A 15,705-nucleotide genomic window follows, 5' to 3' on the forward strand; every position below is an offset into this window, starting at 1 on the left:
GATCCGGGAGCTCGCCGGGGAGGGCATCGACTTCTCCTACGTGCATCACGATGTCTCGCTCGAGACTCCGTTCGAAGGCGCCCTCGTCGATGCCATGGTAGGCGCCCTCGGGGCCGAGGATCCGGAGGCCCATGTCCTCCCGTACACGCTCTCCGGCGGAACCGACAACAAGTCCCTCAGCCGGCTCGGGATCACGGGCTACGGCTTCGCGCCGCTTCGGCTGCCTGCGGATCTCGACTTCGCCGGAATGTTCCACGGCGTGGACGAACGAGTCCCCGCGGATTCTCTCCAGTTCGGGGCGCGAGTCCTCCGCCGGCTCCTGACCTCCTACTAGGAGGAGCCTGTGCCCCTCGAACCCGAATCCATCCTGCCGGACAGCCTGCTCGAGCGGATTCGTTCCCGCGCGGCGGGCTACGACGAGCGCAACGAGTTCTTCCGGGAGGATTTCGACGAGCTCGTCGAGGCCACATACCTCAAGGCGTTTGTGCCCCAATCCTTGGGAGGGCTGGGAGCCAGCCTGGCCGACGTCGTCCGGCTTCAGCGGCGCCTTGCCGCGGCGGCACCTGCCACGGCGCTCGGGGTGAATATGCACCTCGTGTGGACCGGCGTCGCCCGAGTCTTCCAAGCTCGAGGAGATGCGAGCTTGGACTTCGTGCTCGATGAGGCCGCCGCGGGGGAGATCTTCTCCTTCGGGATCTCGGAGGCCGGAAACGACTCGGTGCTCTTCGACTCGGTGACGGCGGCCGAACCCCAGGCGGGCGGCGGCTACCGCTACACGGGGACTAAGGTCTTCACGAGCCTCGCCCCGGTCTGGACGCGGATGGGAACGTTCGGCAAGGACACCACCGGGGAGGAGCCGCGCCTCGTCTACGGTTTCATCCGGCGGGACGAACCCGGGTGGCGGCACCTCGACGACTGGGACACGCTTGGGATGCGGGCCAGCCAGTCCTGCACCACCATTCTCGACGGGGCGTTCGCGCCGGCGGACAGGGTCGTGCGCTCCCTTCCGGTCGGGCCGAACCCCGATCTGCTGGTCTTTGGGATCTTCGCGGTCTTCGAAACGCTGCTGGCCGCCGTCTACACGGGCATTGCCGAACGTGCGCTCGAGCTGGCCGTCGAGGCGGCGCGCCGGAGGAGATCCCTCAGGAACGGGGGAAGGGCTTATTCTCAGGATCCGGATATCCGCTGGCAGGTGGCTGAGGCAGCCATGACGCTCGACGGCGTGCTGCCGCAGCTTGAGCGGGTGGCCGACGACGTCGATCGCCTCGTGGATCGCGGCGCGGCGTGGTTCCCCGCCCTCAGCGGCCTCAAGCACCGCGCGACTGGGGCGGCGCGCACGGTCGTCGATGCGGCAATGCGCGTGGGCGGCGGCGGGGGCTACTTCCGTTCAAGCGAGCTCCAACGCCTGTACCGGGACGTCCTCGCCGGGCTCTATCACCCATCGGACCCCGAGTCGGCCCACGCCACCGTGGCGAACGCGCTCCTCGGTCCCCTCGAAGACTGAACTTCCCCTACGCCGTCCGCTCGACCACCATGACTTTGCGGCGCAGCCAGTACCGGCGGCCACCGCCCATGTAGAGACGACTGCGCTCGAGTTCCCACTTGCCGTACTCGGAGTGTTCACGCACGCGCTGCCGCGCCTCGGCGATCGATTCTCCGGGATTCACGGAGAGCACAAGGTACTCGTACTTCCCGGCCGCGGCGTTGCTGGCCGGCCCCGAGCTGAGGATCCGTTCCTTCATTGGCCCTCGCTTCCTCTGTGGAGCGCTTCTGTTGCTTCCGGCTTCTGCGGGCTGTCTAGGCAGTCCACGGCATTCAGATTACCGTGGGGCCATGACGATCGACCCGCGTGTGGCCCTCGGTTCGCTGACGGCGGCATTGGAGGAGCACCTCGTGGCCGCAGCGTCCCGGCGCGGAGACGACGATCCGGCTGTTGAAGCTGCCTACTTTGCCGTCGCCGATGCCTTCGAGGCCTACGCCGACGCCCTCTACGACGCGTACGGCGAGGACCTCCCGATCGACCTGCTCGACAGCGACGACGAGAGCTGAGGAGATTGCAGGCTCGCGCGGAGCGGGCACTAGGCTTGTGGGGTGAAGACTTGGCGTCAGGCTCCCGTTCCGTCCCTCCCCGGCCAGAGTGGTCCGATCCGGCTGTGGGACTCGGCGCGGAACGAGATGGCGGAGATTCCTGTGGCGCCCGACCAGTCGATGTACGTCTGCGGCATCACCCCCTACGACGCCACGCACCTTGGCCACGCCGCGACGTACGTCTCCTTCGACCTGCTCAATCGCCTCTGGCGCGACGCCGGCAGCACGGTCTCCTACGTTCAGAACACCACCGACGTCGACGATCCGCTGCTTGAGCGCGCGAACGCCAACGGCGTCGACTGGCGGACCCTCGCAAAGCAGCAGATCGCGCTCTTCCAGACGGACATGGAGGCCCTCAACGTCCTTGCGCCGGACCACTACGTCGGCGCCGTCGAGTCGATCCCGTGGATCATCCCCGAGGTGGAACGACTCGTCGAGGAAGGCCTCGCGTACCAGCTCGCAGGGGCGGAGGGCGAGCCCGACGGCGACATCTACTACGACGTCACCGAGGCGACCCGACGTGCCGATTCAGCCGACGCCTGGCGTCTCGGGCAGGTCTCCCACCTCACCGTCGCCGAGATGATCGAGGTCTTCGGCGAGCGTGGAGGAGACCCCGATCGGCCAGGCAAACACAGCCCGCTCGACCCCATCCTCTGGCGCGAGGCGCGTCTGGGGGAGCCGCATTGGGACGGCGGGACGCTCGGCCGTGGCCGGCCCGGCTGGCATATCGAATGCACCGTCATCGCCCAGCGTTTCCTGCCCCAGCCCTTCACTGTCCAGGGCGGCGGATCTGACCTTGCGTTCCCGCACCACGAGATGGGCGCCGGGCACGCGTGGTCGCTCCACCATGTTCCGCTTGCGCGCCATTTCGCCCACACCGGCATGGTTGGCCTCGACGGCCAGAAGATGAGCAAGTCGCTCGGGAACCTTGTGCTCGTCTCGAAGCTGCGCGCGGCAGGCGAGGCCCCCGAAGCGATCCGGCTTGCCATTCTTGCCAACCACTATCGGTCGGATTGGGAGTGGACGACCGAGCTGTTCGAGGTCGCAAAAGCGCGGTTGGCCCGTTGGCGGGAGGCCCTGCCGCGCGCCGCGAAGGGCTCTGCCGAGCTCCTCCTCGCCGAGATCCGTGGCGCCCTCGCGGACGATCTCGACGCCCCCCGGGCCCTCGCCGCCGTCGACAAGTGGGCCGACGACGCGCTGGCGGGAGTCGAAGAGGAAGCGGCCGACGGCGATCTCGTCGCCGCTGCTGTCGACGCCCTCCTCGGCGTCCGCCTCTAGCTAGGTGGTGGCGCCGCCTTCTTTGCCGCGGCGCTTGAGGTAGCGCTCGAACTCCCTGGCAATCGATTCTCCGGTCGCCTCGGGGAGATCCGCGGTGTCCTTCGCCTCCTCAAGCTGCTGGATGTAGGCCGCGATCTCGGGGTCCTCGGTGGCCAGCTCGTTGACGCCGCGCTCCCAGGCCTCCGCATCTTCTGCGAGCTCGTTCGTGTCCAGCGGAACCTGGATGAGCTCCTCGATGCGGTGCATGAGCGCGAGCTGGGCCTTCGGAGACGGAGCCTGCGCCACGTAGTGGGGAACGGCTGCCCACAGGGAAACCGTCGGGATGCCGTGGTGATCCGCGGCGTCGGCGAACACTCCGACGATGCCCGTGGGTCCTTCGTACTGGGAGGCCTCGAGGTCCAGCCGATCGCGCACGTCTTCCGACTCGCTCGTGGCTGTCACCGGGATGGGCCTGCTGTGGGGTACGTCTGCGAGCAGGGCTCCCACCACGACGAGGTAGTCCACGTCGAGATCCTCCACATACTCCATGAGTTCCTCGGTGAATCCCCGCCAGCGATAGGAGGGCTCGGTGCCCTGGACGAAGACGAGGTTCACGGGATAGCCCTCCGGGCGCGCAATGGAGACCCGAGTGGATGGCCAACGGATCCGGCGGCGACCCGAACCTGACCGCCGCACCGTCGGCCGCGTGAACTGGAAGTCGTAATAGTCGTCGGCGTCGATGGCTCCGACCTTCTGGGCGCCGAACTGCCGCTTGATGGCTCGAATCGCCTCACTCGCCGCCTCGCCGGCGTCGTTCCAACCCTCGAACGCCGCGAGCATGACGGTGACCCTCTCGCCCTCGGCAGGCGTCGGGAAGAGGCGGGGGTGGGGGGCCGGGGCGTCGGCGTCGAACTCGTTCATCGGTCCAGACTATGACCAAGCGGCCGCGATCGCAGGGTCTGCAAGGGAAGGCCCGGGCGAGTTTCGCGCAGGGAGGACAGAGGGGGCTCTCACCGTAGACTGGACCATATGCGCCTCCCCGTCGAATCCGAGCCAGCATCGCTGCGCGCCGTCCTCTGGGATATGGACGGCACGCTGGTGGATACCGAACCGTACTGGATCGTCTCCGAGCGTGCACTCGTCGAGTCGTTCGGGGGGAGCTGGAGCCACGAGCAGGCCATGCGGCTGGTCGGCCAGGCGCTGCCGACTTCTGCCGGCATCCTTCAGGAAGCCGGCGTTGCGCTCGATAAGCGCGAGATCATCGACACCCTCACCGGCCAGGTGATCGAGCAGCTGGGAAAGGCCGTGCCGTGGCGTCCGGGGGCGCGAGAACTCCTGACCGCGCTCAAGGATGCTGGGGTCGAGTGTGCCCTCGTGACCATGTCCGAGCGGCCCATGGTGGAGCGGATTCTCGATCACCTCCCCGAGGGGACCTTCAGCGCCGTCGTCACCGGCGACGCCGTGCGCCGCGGGAAGCCGCATCCCGATCCCTACCTCAAGGGCCTCGCCCTCCTCGGTGCGCGGCTCCCAGGACTCGCCCCCTCCGAATGCGTGGCCATCGAGGACTCCGAGCCTGGGGCCATGGCGGCCGAAGCGGCCGGCCTTGCCACCATCGTGGTCCCGAATGCCCTGGCGATCCCCGTGCATCTCGGGGCCGAGCACTGGGAGACCCTCGCGGGCCGCACCCTAGAGGACATTGTGGCCGTGCTGGCCACGTCGTCCGGCCTCGCCCGGCAGGGTCGCGCGTGAGTCCGACCGACGAGCGGCCCAGCCCCGAAGCGGACGGCCACAGTCACGCTGCTGAAGGACGTTCCCGCGACGGTATCCGGCTCGGCAGGATCGCGGGGGTACCCGTCTACCTTGCGTACTCGTGGTTCCTCATCGCAGGCTTCACCGTGGTCGTCTACGGGCCGACGCTCCAGGCCCGTCAACCACAGCTGGGCACAGGCGCATATCTCGTGGCGTTCGCGTACGCCGTTCTGCTCCTCCTTTCCGTCCTGGTCCACGAACTTGCCCACGCACTCAGCGCAAGGGCATTCGGCTGGCCGAGCCAGAAGATCGTCTTGAACCTGTGGGGCGGCCATACGCAGTTTGAGAGCTTCACGGCGTCCCCCGGGCGGTCCGTCGTCGTCGCCCTTGCCGGACCGGCAGCCAATCTCGTGTTGGCCGGCCTGGCTTGGGTGCTCGTGAGCGCGGTCGAGCTCACCGGCGTGGCAGACATCCTGACCAATATCTTCATGTGGGCGAACTTCCTCATCGGCCTGTTCAACGTCCTGCCCGGCCTTCCTCTCGACGGCGGCAGGCTCGTCGAAAGCGCCGTGTGGAAGGCTACGGGCTCGCAGGAGAAGGGAACCATCGCCGCAGGCTGGGCGGGACGCGTCATCGTGGCGGCGATCCTCTTCTTCGGCCTCGCGCTTCCCTGGCTCCGCGGCGACGGACTGGACCTCTCCTTCACGCTGGTGATGCTGCTCGTCGCTGGATTCCTGTGGCAGGGCGCTTCCGCTTCCATCCGCAACGCGGGCTTCCGGAGCCGCCTTCCCGGCATCGTCGCCGGGCGCCTGGCGGTCCCGGCGGTCGGGGTTCCCAACTTCGCGTCTGTAGAGCAGGCGGTGCAGGCAGGCGCGGGCCAGGGGACCGTCGTCGTCCTCTGCTCTCCCGATGGCAAGCCGCAAGGCGTGGTCGATCCAGCCGCAATTGCCCGCGTTCCCCACGAGGCGCGAGGAGTGACGCCGGTCACCGCGGTGGGCTACGCCCTCGCTCCCGGCGCCTATGTCCCCGATACGGCGGGAGGGCAAGAACTCGTCCAGTACCTCGCCCAGCTGCAGGGCACTGAATACGCCGTAGTCGACGCCGCAGGCCGCGTCGTCGGACTCCTGAGCCCGCGCGCCGTCGTGGCGGCCATATCGGGCCGGCCCGTGCGTTAGCCGCAGCCGCCCCTAGACACTCCACCATCGTCGAGAAGGAACCCATGACCGAAAGCAGCACCCAGCCGTCGTCGACCCTCCTGCCTGAGCCCGCCGGCGCGGCGAATCGTCGCGGGCCGTTCCGGGTAGGCGAGCGCGTCCAGCTCACTGATGAGCGCGGCCGGATGAACACGATCACGCTGGAGGAGGGTGGTGCGTTCCACACCCACAAGGGGTTCCTCAACCACGACGTGATCATCGGGCAGCCGGACGGCTCCGTGGTGACGAACACCGCAGGCCACCAGTACCAGGCATTGCGGCCGCTCCTCTCCGACTTCGTCCTCTCGATGCCGCGCGGGGCGGCGGTGGTCTACCCGAAGGACGCGGGCCAGATCGTCACGATGGCGGACATCTTCCCAGGCGCCCGCGTCGTCGAGGCGGGGGTGGGCTCGGGGGCGCTCTCCATCTCACTGCTGCGCGCAGTGGGCGACGCCGGCTACCTCCACTCCTTCGAACGCCGCCAGGAGTTCGCCGAGATCGCGCGCGGCAACGTCGAAACGATCTTCGGCGGCCCTCACCCGGCGTGGCACGTGTCCCTGGGTGACTTCCAGGACGAGGTCGTCAGGGCAGAAGAGCCCGGCAGCGTCGATCGGGTCGTGCTGGACATGCTCGCACCATGGGAGTGTCTCGACGCTGTCGCAACCGTTCTGGCGCCCGGAGGAGTATGGATCAACTATGTCGCCACGGCGACCCAGCTCTCGCGCACAGCCGAGGCGATCCGAGCCGACGGGCGGTTCACGGAGCCCGATGCGTGGGAGTCGATGGTCCGCGGATGGCACCTCGAGGGGCTCGCGGTGCGCCCGGAGCACCGGATGGTGGGCCATACGGGCTTCCTGCTCGTCACCCGCAGGCTCGCGGACGGGGTGACCCCGCTCCTGCGGAAGAAGAGGGCGAAGGCAGAGTTCAGCCAGGAGGACCTCAACGCGTGGACCCCTGAGTCCGTGGGCGAGCGTCCGGTCTCGGACCGGAAGCTGCGACGGGCTGCCCGGGACGCGCGTGCCGGCAGGACCGACGAGGTCTGACAGCGTGGACTGATCCAACGGCTGTGCCGCGCCAGATTCGGGACCTCCTCCCTGTTCCCTCGCCCTGAAGATTGCGTGAAGGTAACGCTTAGCTTCTCTGTTGCTCAAAGGCGTTTGCGCAGGCCGCAGTGCGGCTACTGTCGAGATATCGGAATGTTCCGAGCCACGAGAGGGTGTGAGGGTGATGGAAGATCGCGAGGGGACCAACTCTGGTCGCGAAGAAGCCACCGCACGAGCTCACGCTGAACAGCTGATTGTTCTCGAGCGTCAGGTCAACGTCCTGCGGGACAAGCTGCGCGCCGTCGATCGCCAGCTGTCGGCAGCCACGTCCAACAACACGCGCATGGCCGAAATGCTGCAGACCGCCAAGACGGAAATCGTCCGTCTCAAGTCCGCGCTCGAGCACGAAGGCCAGCCGCCGTACAGCTACGGAACCGTGGTGCAGCTGAACCGCCGCCGCCAGGCTGGGGGAGCTGCCGCCGCAGTGACGGACGAGAGCGTGGACGTGGTCACCTCCGGACGCAAGATCCGGGTCGGCCTGAGCCCGCTGATCTCCATCTCCGAATTGAGCGTCGGGCAGGAAGTCCTGCTCAATGAAGCCTTCGAGGTCGTAGCTGGCTTGGGCTATGAGCGCTCGGGGGAGCTCGTCACGATCAAGGAGCTGCTCGGCGCAGACCGCGTTCTGGTCATCGGCCGAGGTGACGAGGAGCGAGTCGTCCGACTCTCCGGACCGCTTCTGCTCGAGCAGCTGCGCGTCGGCGACGCCGTTTCCGTGGACAACAGGACTCAGACGGCGCTTGAGAAGGTTCCGCGCTCCGAGGTCGAGAATCTCGTCCTCGAAGAAGTCCCGGACATCAGCTACGACGACATCGGCGGCCTGGCCTCCCAGATCGAGCAGATCCGCGACGCCGTGGAGCTGCCGTTCCTTCACCCCGGCCTGTACCGTGAGCACGGGCTCAAGGCCCCCAAGGGAATCCTGCTGTACGGCCCTCCAGGCTGCGGCAAGACACTCATCGCGAAGGCTGTGGCGAACTCGCTCGCCGCCCGTGCCATGGAGCGGGCCGGCGGTCAGGACATCAAGAGCTACTTCCTCAACATCAAGGGGCCGGAGCTGCTCGACAAGTACGTCGGCGAGACTGAGCGCCATATCCGCCTCATCTTCTCGCGTGCTCGGGAGAAGGCGTCCGACGGAAGCCCCGTCGTCGTGTTCTTCGATGAGATGGACTCGCTCTTCCGAACGCGTGGCACCGGCGTGTCCTCGGACGTGGAGACCACGATTGTCCCGCAGCTGCTGAGCGAGATCGACGGGGTCGAGCGTCTCGACAACGTGATCGTCATCGGCGCATCGAACCGCGAGGACATGATCGACCCCGCGATCCTGAGGCCCGGCCGGCTCGACGTGAAGATCAAGATCCACCGGCCCGATGCCGAGGCTGCCGCAGACATCTTCTCGAAGTACCTCACTGCGGACCTTCCGATCCATCCGGCCGACCTGGCCGAGCATGGAGGGGACCGTGAGGCCACCGTCAACCTGATGATCCAGCGGACAGTCGAGGCCATGTACTCGACTGACAAGGTCAACGAGTACCTTGAGGTGACGTATGCGAACGGTGACACGGAAATCCTCTACTTCAAGGACTTCAACTCGGGCGCGGTCATCCAGAACGTGGTGGACCGGGCCAAGAAGGCAGCGATCAAGGACCTTCTGACCACTGGCGCGAAGGGCATCCGCGTGGACCATCTCCTCAGGGCCGTAGCGGACGAATTCCGCGAGCATGAGGACATGCCCAACACGACCAACCCGGACGATTGGGCGCGCATTTCCGGCAAGAAGGGCGAACGGATCACCTACATCCGCACGATCGTCCAGGGCAAGGGCGGCAGCGAGCCCGGCCGCACGATCGAGACGGCGCAGAGCACGGGTCAGTACCTGTGATCCCAGCCCGCGAGGGGAAGTGACATGTCGAGCACTGAGCAGAGTCAGGAGGGGCTGCCTCCCGGGGGCGCGCTGCGCGTCATGGGGTCGGAAACCGAGTACGGGATCCACGCTCCGGCCGCGCCGGGAGCCAACGCGACGTATCTCTCGTCCCAGGTGATCGCTGCCTACGCCAGACTCACCCGAGAGCGGCTGCACGCGTCCCCGGGAGCGGGCTGGGACTACACCGACGAAACGCCGCTGCGCGACGCTCGTGGCTGGTCGGTCCGTCGCAATCAGGCACACCCTGACCTCCTGACCGACCTTGAGCCGGTGCTCACCGCCGAGGGGGTGGCCCTCGCGCACGGTCCGGCCGAGCTCGAGCTGGACGGCGATCAGGAGCCGGCCCTCATGAACCTCGTGCTGGGGAATGGCGCGCGGCTCTACGTGGATCATGCCCATCCCGAATATTCGAGTCCCGAGGTCACGAATCCGCGAGACGCGGTCCTCTGGGATTCGGCGGGCGATGCAGTAGTGCTCACCGCGGTGCGGGCGCTGTCCGGGGACCAGGAACGCGGGCCAATCAACCTGTACAAGAACAACACGGACGGCAAGGGCGCTTCCTACGGCTCCCACGAGAACTACCTCGTGCCCCGGTCGGTGCCGTTCGTGGACCTGGTCCGCGGGCTCACGCCGTTCTTCGTCACGCGGCAGCTCGTCTGCGGCGCCGGCCGAGTGGGCCTCGGACAGGACGGGCGCACGCCGGGCTACCAGATCAGCCAGCGGGCGGACTTCTTCGAGGCGGAGGTTGGCCTCGAGACCACCATGCGCCGGCCCATCATCAACACCCGCGACGAACCTCATTCGGTGGCGGACAAGTACCGTCGCCTCCACGTGATAGTGGGCGACGCGAACTGCAGCCACGTCGCCAATTACCTCAAGTTCGGGACCACGGCGCTCGTCCTGAGCCTCATCGAGGCCGGGGCGATGCCGGAGATCGAGGTCCACGAGCCGGTCGCTGCGATGCATCGCATCAGCCATGACATCGACCTCCGTGAGACGGTCCGGCTCCTCGACGGGCGGCGGCTCACGGGGCTTGAGATCCAGTGGATCTACTTCGAGGCCGCGGCGAAACTCGCGGCGGATGCCGGGGTTGCCGCCGAACATGGGGGTGACGGGCACACTGCTACCGTGCTGCGGCTCTGGGAGCGCGCCCTGACGGATCTGGCCGCCGACCCGGGGTCGGCCGCAGCCTACGTCGAGTGGGCCGCCAAGCGCCGGGTGCTCGACGCGTACAAGGCGCGGGACGGCCTCGCCTGGGGCGATGCCCGTCTCGGTCTCATCGATATCCAATGGTCCGACGTGCGGCCGGAGCGAGGGCTGGCCTACCGCCTCCTCGCGAAGGGGACGCTGGAACGGCTCGTGGACGACGGCGCTATCGCCCGTGCGGCGATCGACCCTCCGCCGGACACCCGGGCGTGGTTCCGGGGCAAGAGCATCCAGCGCTTTCCGGCGAATGTCGCCAGCGCGAGCTGGGATTCCGTGGTCTTCTCCCCGCCCGGCAGCTATCGGCTTCAGCGGGTGCCCACCCGGGAGCCACTGAGGGGGACGAAGGAGCTCACCGAATCGCTCTTCGAGCAGAACCAGGACATCCAGGCTTTCTTGGACGCACTTCTCGGTGAGCGCCACACATGAGCCGCGGCGGGCGAAGGCTCAACCCCAGCCTGAAAGAGTGACAGTATAGGTTCCATCCGCCGCAGAGGCGACGGGTTCGATGCAAGGAGGCAGGCAGTCATGGCCGGTCAGGAGCAGAAGAGCAGCCAGTCACGGGACGAGATCGAGGACGTCGATCCGGGTACGCCAGCGCCCGCGCCGGCTGCGCCTCAGGCCTCCGAGGCAACCGAGGGCGTGGACGACCTGCTTGACGAGATCGACGGCGTGCTGGAGAGCAACGCCGAGGAGTTCGTCCGCGGCTTCGTCCAGAAGGGCGGCCAGTAGGCCCAGGATGAACGACTTCCTCGCAGAACGGGTCGCCGCCCAGTCGACATCGTCCTTCACCGAGCACCTAGCCGCCGTCCGTCCAGAGCTGCTGCCCTCCAATAGGGTTCTTCCCACCGACGCGTCACACCTCGCGCCGCACGGCACGACCGTCGTCGCGATGTCGTTCGCCGGCGGTGTCGTCATGGCCGGTGATCGCCGCGCCACGATGGGGAACATGATTGCGAGCCGGCATATCGAGAAGGTCTTCCCGGCCGACCGCTACTCGGTGCTCGGCATCGCAGGGACAGCTGGTCTCGCGATCGACATCGTTCGGCTGTTCCAGGTCGAGCTCGAACACTACGAGAAGATCGAGGGCACGCTCCTCAGCCTTGAAGGCAAGGCAACGCGACTGGGGGCCATGATCCGCTCGAACCTCGGACTTGCGCTCCAGGGGCTTGCGGTCGTGCCGCTGTTCGCGGGCTTCGATCTGGACGAAGGCGTGGGACGGATCTTCTCCTACGACGTGACCGGCGGGCGCTACGAGGAGCCCGAGCATCATTCGGTCGGCTCCGGATCGGTCTTCGCGCGGGGAGCCCTCAAGAAGCTCTGGCGCCCTGGGCTTTCCGAGGCCCAGGCTGTGCGCGTCGCCGTCGAGTCTCTGTTCGATGCTGCCGACGACGACACGGCAACCGGAGGACCGGACCCCCTCCGCCAGCTCTGGCCAGTCGTCTATTCCGTCACGCGGACGGGTCACCGCCGCGCGCCCGAGCACGAGCTCGCAGAGATCGCGGGCGACATCTTGGAGCAGCGCAGTATCGCCGGGCGGGAGGCCTGACATGACCCAGCAGTTCTACGTCGCGCCAGAGCAGGTGATGAAGGATCGTGCCGACTTCGCGCGGAAGGGCATCGCGCGCGGCCGGTCCGTCGTCGTTCTGAGCTGTCGCGAGGGAATTGCGCTCGTCGCCGAGAATCCCTCGCCCTCGCTCCACAAGATCGGCGAGATCTACGACAAGATCGCCTTCGCCGCCGTCGGCAAGTACAACGAGTTCGAGAGCCTCCGGCAGGCCGGGGTCCGCTACGCCGATGTCCGCGGGTACTCGTACGATCGGGTGGACGTGACTGGACGCGGCCTCGCGAGCGTGTACGCACAGAGCCTTGGAGCGGTCTTCACCGCTGAGCAGAAGCCCTTCGAGGTTGAGCTCACCGTGGCGGAAGTAGGGCACGACGTCGGCTCGGACCATCTCTTCCGCCTCACCTTCGACGGCTCCATCGCTGATGAGCGCCGCTTCGTGGTCATGGGCGGCGCGGCGGAGCGCGTCGCCGAAGCCGTGATCGACGGATGGAGCGCGGAGGCCTCGTATCGGGAGGCGATCCAGCTCGCGGCACGAGCGCTGCGCGAGGATCGGACCGAGACCCAGCTCTCCCTCGAAGTCGCTGTCCTGGACAGGAACTCCGAGACCGAGCGCGGCGTCCGCCGCGCTTTTCGCCGCATCACCCCGGACGAGCTCAATGAGCTCCTGACGGGGCCGATCTAGTCCGAGAGGAGCCGCGTGGACCGTCGCATCTTCGGCGTCGAGACCGAGTTCGGGATCGCCTACTCGAGCCCTCAGGGCCGGCCGCTGGCCCCTGAGGAAGTCGCGCGCTACCTGTTCCGCAAGGTGGTGAGCTGGGGCCGTTCCTCGAACGTGTTCCTCGGCAACGGCTCCCGCCTCTATCTGGACGTGGGGTCGCATCCCGAGTACGCGACGGCCGAATGCGACGATGTGGCACAGCTGGTGGCCCACGACCGGGCGGGGGAGCGCATCCTCGTCGACCTGATCGACGAGGCGCAGAAGCGGTTGCGGGAAGAGGGCTTCGACGGCCACGTCTACCTGTTCAAGAACAACACGGACACCGCCGGCAACTCGTACGGCAGCCATGAGAACTACCTCATCCCGCGGCGGACCGAGTTCTCTCGGCTTGCCGAGATCCTGATCCCGTTCCTCGTGACGCGGCAGCTCCTCTGCGGTGCGGGCAAGGTCCTCCGGACTCCGCATGGACCGATCTACGCGTTCTCGCAGCGTGCGGATCACATCTGGGAGGGCCTGTCCTCGGCGACGACGAGGTCTCGTCCGATCATCAACACGAGGGACGAGCCGCATGCGGACGCGGAGCATTTCCGTCGGCTCCACGTGATCGTCGGCGATTCGACGATGTCCGAGACGACCACGATGATGAAGATCGGCACCGTGGATCTCGTGCTCCGCATGATCGAGGCCGGCGTCATCATGCGCGACCTGCGCATGGAGAACCCGATCCGAAGCATCCGCGAGATCTCCCACGATCTGTCGGGACGCGCCGTCGTCCGCCTCGCCAACGGTACGGAACTGACCGCCATCGACATGCAGCGGGTGTACCTCGAGAAGGCCACCCAGTTCGTCGAGCAGTACGGAGCGCACACCCCGCACGTCCCCCGGATTCTGGACCTGTGGGAGCGCACGCTCTCGGCTGTGGAGAGCGGGGACACGTCCCTGATCGACAAGGAGGTCGACTGGGCCATCAAGAAGAAGCTCATCGATACCTACTGCTCGAAGCATGATGTGGACCTCGACTCTGCGCGGGTCGCGCAGCTCGATCTGACCTACCACGACATCAGCCCGGAGCGCGGCCTGTTCTTCCTGCTGCAGAAGCGGGGTGAGGCGGCCCGCCTCGTTGACGAGGCGGCGATCCAGACCGCGATGGAGACCCCGCCCCAGTCCACCCGCGCACGGCTCCGCGGGCGGTTCGTCCAGGCCGCCCAGGCCGCAGGCGCCGACTACACCGTTGACTGGGTCCACCTCAAGCTCAACGATCGGGCGCACCACACCATCCTCTGCAAGGATCCCTTCTCGAACGAGGACTCCCGCGTCGACGAGCTCCTCGAGACGCTGAGACCCTTCGCCGGCTAACCCCCAGACATTCTTCACAGGCTGAGCCGCTACGCTAGGAGAGGCCTTCGGGCCCTGACCGCCGCCACCGTTGTGGTGCAGACTTCACAGGAAAGTTGATCAGTGCGCCGACTCCTTGCGCTCTTACTGCCCCTCGCCCTGCTTCTCGCGGGGTGCGCCTCTGGCAGCTCGTCCAGCCCCTCGTCCAGCCAGCCCACGAGCCAGAACGCAGGCGACCTCAACGCCTTGAGCTCCCTCAAGGTGACTCCGGCGGCGAAGGCGCCGACCGTCGATTTCGCCAAGCCGCTCACGGTGTCCAGCCTCACTGTGAAGACCGTCCAGGACGGGACAGGCGCCGCGATCAAGGCGGGGCAGGACGCTGTGGTGAGTGTCCTCGCGCTCAAGGGAACCGACGGCAGCGTGCTCGGAGACACGTTCGCGAGCGGCGAGTCGCAGAAGGTGCCGGTGGATGACAGCCTTCAGCAGCAGAACAGCGTGCTGTACAACGCCCTTCTGGGGGCGAAGGTCGGCTCCTACCTCGCGTACGCGACTCCGCCGGTCGACCCGGAGCAGGGCGGAGACAACACGACGACTCTACTCATCCTCAAGATCACGGATGCGAAGGACGTTCCTGCACCGCTGTCAAAGCCCGAAGGCGACACCGTCACACCTCCTGCGGGCCTGCCCAAGGTAACCGAGGATTCCAAGGGCGTGCCGCAGATCGACGTCAAGGGCGTCGCAAAGCCGACCGACGTCGTCGCCCAGGACCTGATCAAGGGCAAGGGCGCCGCCGTCGAGGCCAGCGACACCATCGTCGCGAACTACGTCGGCGTCAATCTCTCCGACGGGACGAAGTTCGATTCGAGCTACGACCGCGGAACTCCCGCAACGTTCAGCCTCGGCCAAGTCATCGAGGGGTGGACCAAGGGGCTCACGGGCAAGACGGTCGGCTCCCGGGTCCTGTTGGTGATCCCGGCAGCGCAGGCGTATGGGGACCAGCAGCAGGGCCAGGCAAAGGGCGATCTGGTGTTCGTCGTCGACATCCTCGGCATCAAATAATGCTTCACCGCATCACGCAACGCCACCACTGAGAGGAAGTGCCATGTCCTTCGGACAGCGTCAGTACGACCGGCAGAAGCCGGAGATCGAGTTCCCCGAGGGCCCCGTGCCTACCGAGCTCAAGATCATCGACCTCATCGAGGGCGACGGGCGCGAGGTTGCTCCGGGCGACACGGTCTCGGCTCACTATGTGGGCGTGGCCTGGTCCAGTGGCGAGGAGTTCGACTCGAGCTGGAACCGTGGCGCCCCGCTCGATTTCCGTGTGGGTGTCGGTCAGGTGATCCAAGGCTGGGATCAGGGCCTCCTCGGCATGAAGCTCGGCGGGCGCCGCCGTCTCGAGATTCCGTCGGACCTGGCGTATGGCTCCCGGGGCGCCGGCGGGGCCATCGGTCCCAACGAGTCGCTCATCTTCGTCGTGGACCGCGTGGGCGTCCGCTGACGTCTACCCGCTCATCGCGCCTATCGCTGGCCGTGGGCGGCCTGCCGGGCACCGCCCGCCCGCGTTGCGGGGGGTC

General features: G+C 67.2%; 16 protein-coding genes and 1 pseudogene. 15 read left to right on the forward strand and 2 right to left on the reverse strand.

Translation table 11 applies throughout. The annotated features are described in order from the left end of the window. Both ACTHL9_RS12670 and ACTHL9_RS12675 read left to right on the forward strand, forming a co-directional pair. A pseudogene (locus ACTHL9_RS12670) lies at nucleotides 1-334 on the forward strand (M20/M25/M40 family metallo-hydrolase); the annotation flags it as partial. A 9-nt stretch (nucleotides 335-343) separates the two neighbouring features. Then, nucleotides 344-1,504 (forward strand): acyl-CoA dehydrogenase family protein, encoded by a 1,161-nt coding sequence (locus ACTHL9_RS12675; protein ID WP_440519548.1) that lies wholly within the window; start codon nucleotides 344-346, stop codon nucleotides 1,502-1,504. A gap of 7 nt (nucleotides 1,505-1,511) precedes the next feature. On the opposite strand, the gene ACTHL9_RS12680 is transcribed toward ACTHL9_RS12675, so the two are convergent. Next, a complete protein-coding gene (locus ACTHL9_RS12680; protein ID WP_440519549.1) occupies nucleotides 1,512-1,742 on the reverse strand; it encodes a DUF5703 family protein in 231 nt (76 codons plus the stop codon). Nucleotides 1,743-1,833: 91 nt separating this feature from the next. Between ACTHL9_RS12680 and ACTHL9_RS12685 the strand changes: the two genes are divergently transcribed. Next, nucleotides 1,834-2,049 (forward strand): hypothetical protein, encoded by a 216-nt coding sequence (locus ACTHL9_RS12685; protein ID WP_440519551.1) that lies wholly within the window; start codon nucleotides 1,834-1,836, stop codon nucleotides 2,047-2,049. Nucleotides 2,050-2,091: 42 nt separating this feature from the next. Further along, nucleotides 2,092-3,366, forward strand: a complete 1,275-nt coding sequence (mshC, locus tag ACTHL9_RS12690) for a cysteine--1-D-myo-inosityl 2-amino-2-deoxy-alpha-D-glucopyranoside ligase (protein WP_440519552.1) — start codon at nucleotides 2,092-2,094, stop codon at nucleotides 3,364-3,366. Here the strand turns inward: mshC and ACTHL9_RS12695 are convergent, their stop codons facing one another. After that, nucleotides 3,367-4,266 (reverse strand): PAC2 family protein, encoded by a 900-nt coding sequence (locus tag ACTHL9_RS12695; protein WP_440519554.1) that lies wholly within the window; start codon nucleotides 4,264-4,266, stop codon nucleotides 3,367-3,369. 108 nt (nucleotides 4,267-4,374) lie between these two features. On the opposite strand from ACTHL9_RS12695, the gene ACTHL9_RS12700 reads away from it, so the two are divergent. The 11 genes from ACTHL9_RS12700 to ACTHL9_RS12750 all read left to right on the forward strand — a co-directional run bounded on the left by ACTHL9_RS12700 (nucleotide 4,375) and on the right by ACTHL9_RS12750 (nucleotide 15,629). Further along, the gene (locus tag ACTHL9_RS12700) at nucleotides 4,375-5,094 is read left to right on the forward strand and encodes an HAD family hydrolase (protein ID WP_440519555.1); all 720 of its coding nucleotides are present in this window, start codon (nucleotides 4,375-4,377) and stop codon (nucleotides 5,092-5,094) included. Next, nucleotides 5,091-6,269, forward strand: coding sequence for a site-2 protease family protein (locus ACTHL9_RS12705; RefSeq protein WP_440519557.1), 1,179 nt, complete (start codon nucleotides 5,091-5,093; stop codon nucleotides 6,267-6,269). The genes ACTHL9_RS12700 and ACTHL9_RS12705 overlap by 4 nt, the downstream gene beginning before the upstream one ends. A gap of 44 nt (nucleotides 6,270-6,313) precedes the next feature. Then, on the forward strand, nucleotides 6,314-7,330 hold the full coding sequence (locus ACTHL9_RS12710) for a tRNA (adenine-N1)-methyltransferase (RefSeq protein ID WP_440519558.1): 1,017 nt from the start codon (nucleotides 6,314-6,316) through the stop codon (nucleotides 7,328-7,330). Between the two features lie 184 nt (nucleotides 7,331-7,514). Beyond that, nucleotides 7,515-9,266: a proteasome ATPase gene (gene arc / locus ACTHL9_RS12715; protein ID WP_440519559.1), complete on the forward strand. Its 1,752-nt coding sequence runs from the start codon at nucleotides 7,515-7,517 to the stop codon at nucleotides 9,264-9,266. 24 nt (nucleotides 9,267-9,290) lie between these two features. Then, nucleotides 9,291-10,940: a depupylase/deamidase Dop gene (dop, locus tag ACTHL9_RS12720; protein WP_440519560.1), complete on the forward strand. Its 1,650-nt coding sequence runs from the start codon at nucleotides 9,291-9,293 to the stop codon at nucleotides 10,938-10,940. A gap of 99 nt (nucleotides 10,941-11,039) precedes the next feature. Then, on the forward strand, nucleotides 11,040-11,243 hold the full coding sequence (locus ACTHL9_RS12725; RefSeq protein ID WP_138413668.1) for a ubiquitin-like protein Pup: 204 nt from the start codon (nucleotides 11,040-11,042) through the stop codon (nucleotides 11,241-11,243). A gap of 7 nt (nucleotides 11,244-11,250) precedes the next feature. Then, a complete protein-coding gene (gene prcB, locus ACTHL9_RS12730; RefSeq protein WP_440519561.1) occupies nucleotides 11,251-12,060 on the forward strand; it encodes a proteasome subunit beta in 810 nt (269 codons plus the stop codon). A 1-nt stretch (nucleotide 12,061) separates the two neighbouring features. Next, nucleotides 12,062-12,760, forward strand: coding sequence for a proteasome subunit alpha (gene prcA, locus ACTHL9_RS12735; RefSeq protein ID WP_440519563.1), 699 nt, complete (start codon nucleotides 12,062-12,064; stop codon nucleotides 12,758-12,760). A gap of 15 nt (nucleotides 12,761-12,775) precedes the next feature. Then, a complete protein-coding gene (pafA, locus tag ACTHL9_RS12740) occupies nucleotides 12,776-14,152 on the forward strand; it encodes a Pup--protein ligase (protein ID WP_440519565.1) in 1,377 nt (458 codons plus the stop codon). Between the two features lie 102 nt (nucleotides 14,153-14,254). Further along, nucleotides 14,255-15,190 (forward strand): FKBP-type peptidyl-prolyl cis-trans isomerase, encoded by a 936-nt coding sequence (locus ACTHL9_RS12745; RefSeq protein WP_440519566.1) that lies wholly within the window; start codon nucleotides 14,255-14,257, stop codon nucleotides 15,188-15,190. 43 nt (nucleotides 15,191-15,233) lie between these two features. Then, nucleotides 15,234-15,629 (forward strand): FKBP-type peptidyl-prolyl cis-trans isomerase, encoded by a 396-nt coding sequence (locus ACTHL9_RS12750; RefSeq protein ID WP_440519568.1) that lies wholly within the window; start codon nucleotides 15,234-15,236, stop codon nucleotides 15,627-15,629. The last annotated feature ends 76 nt before the right edge of the window (nucleotides 15,630-15,705 follow it).

It is taken from the genome of Sinomonas sp., from assembly GCF_051955515.1.
Lineage (GTDB): Bacteria > Actinomycetota > Actinomycetes > Actinomycetales > Micrococcaceae > Sinomonas.

What these genes read in the sequence shown, in the direction of transcription:
- dop (WP_440519560.1), top strand. Translation starts at nt 9,291, where the DNA reads ATGTCGAGCACTGAGCAGAGTCAGGAGGGGCTGCCTCCCGGGGGCGCG.
- ACTHL9_RS12710 (WP_440519558.1), top strand. Translation starts at nt 6,314, where the DNA reads ATGACCGAAAGCAGCACCCAGCCGTCGTCGACCCTCCTGCCTGAGCCC.
- prcA (WP_440519563.1), top strand. Translation starts at nt 12,062, where the DNA reads ATGACCCAGCAGTTCTACGTCGCGCCAGAGCAGGTGATGAAGGATCGT.
- ACTHL9_RS12700 (WP_440519555.1), top strand. Translation starts at nt 4,375, where the DNA reads ATGCGCCTCCCCGTCGAATCCGAGCCAGCATCGCTGCGCGCCGTCCTC.
- ACTHL9_RS12685 (WP_440519551.1), top strand. Translation starts at nt 1,834, where the DNA reads ATGACGATCGACCCGCGTGTGGCCCTCGGTTCGCTGACGGCGGCATTG.
- arc (WP_440519559.1), top strand. Translation starts at nt 7,515, where the DNA reads ATGGAAGATCGCGAGGGGACCAACTCTGGTCGCGAAGAAGCCACCGCA.
- ACTHL9_RS12725 (WP_138413668.1), top strand. Translation starts at nt 11,040, where the DNA reads ATGGCCGGTCAGGAGCAGAAGAGCAGCCAGTCACGGGACGAGATCGAG.
- ACTHL9_RS12680 (WP_440519549.1), bottom strand. Translation starts at nt 1,742, where the DNA reads ATGAAGGAACGGATCCTCAGCTCGGGGCCGGCCAGCAACGCCGCGGCC.
- prcB (WP_440519561.1), top strand. Translation starts at nt 11,251, where the DNA reads ATGAACGACTTCCTCGCAGAACGGGTCGCCGCCCAGTCGACATCGTCC.
- ACTHL9_RS12750 (WP_440519568.1), top strand. Translation starts at nt 15,234, where the DNA reads ATGTCCTTCGGACAGCGTCAGTACGACCGGCAGAAGCCGGAGATCGAG.
- ACTHL9_RS12695 (WP_440519554.1), bottom strand. Translation starts at nt 4,266, where the DNA reads ATGAACGAGTTCGACGCCGACGCCCCGGCCCCCCACCCCCGCCTCTTC.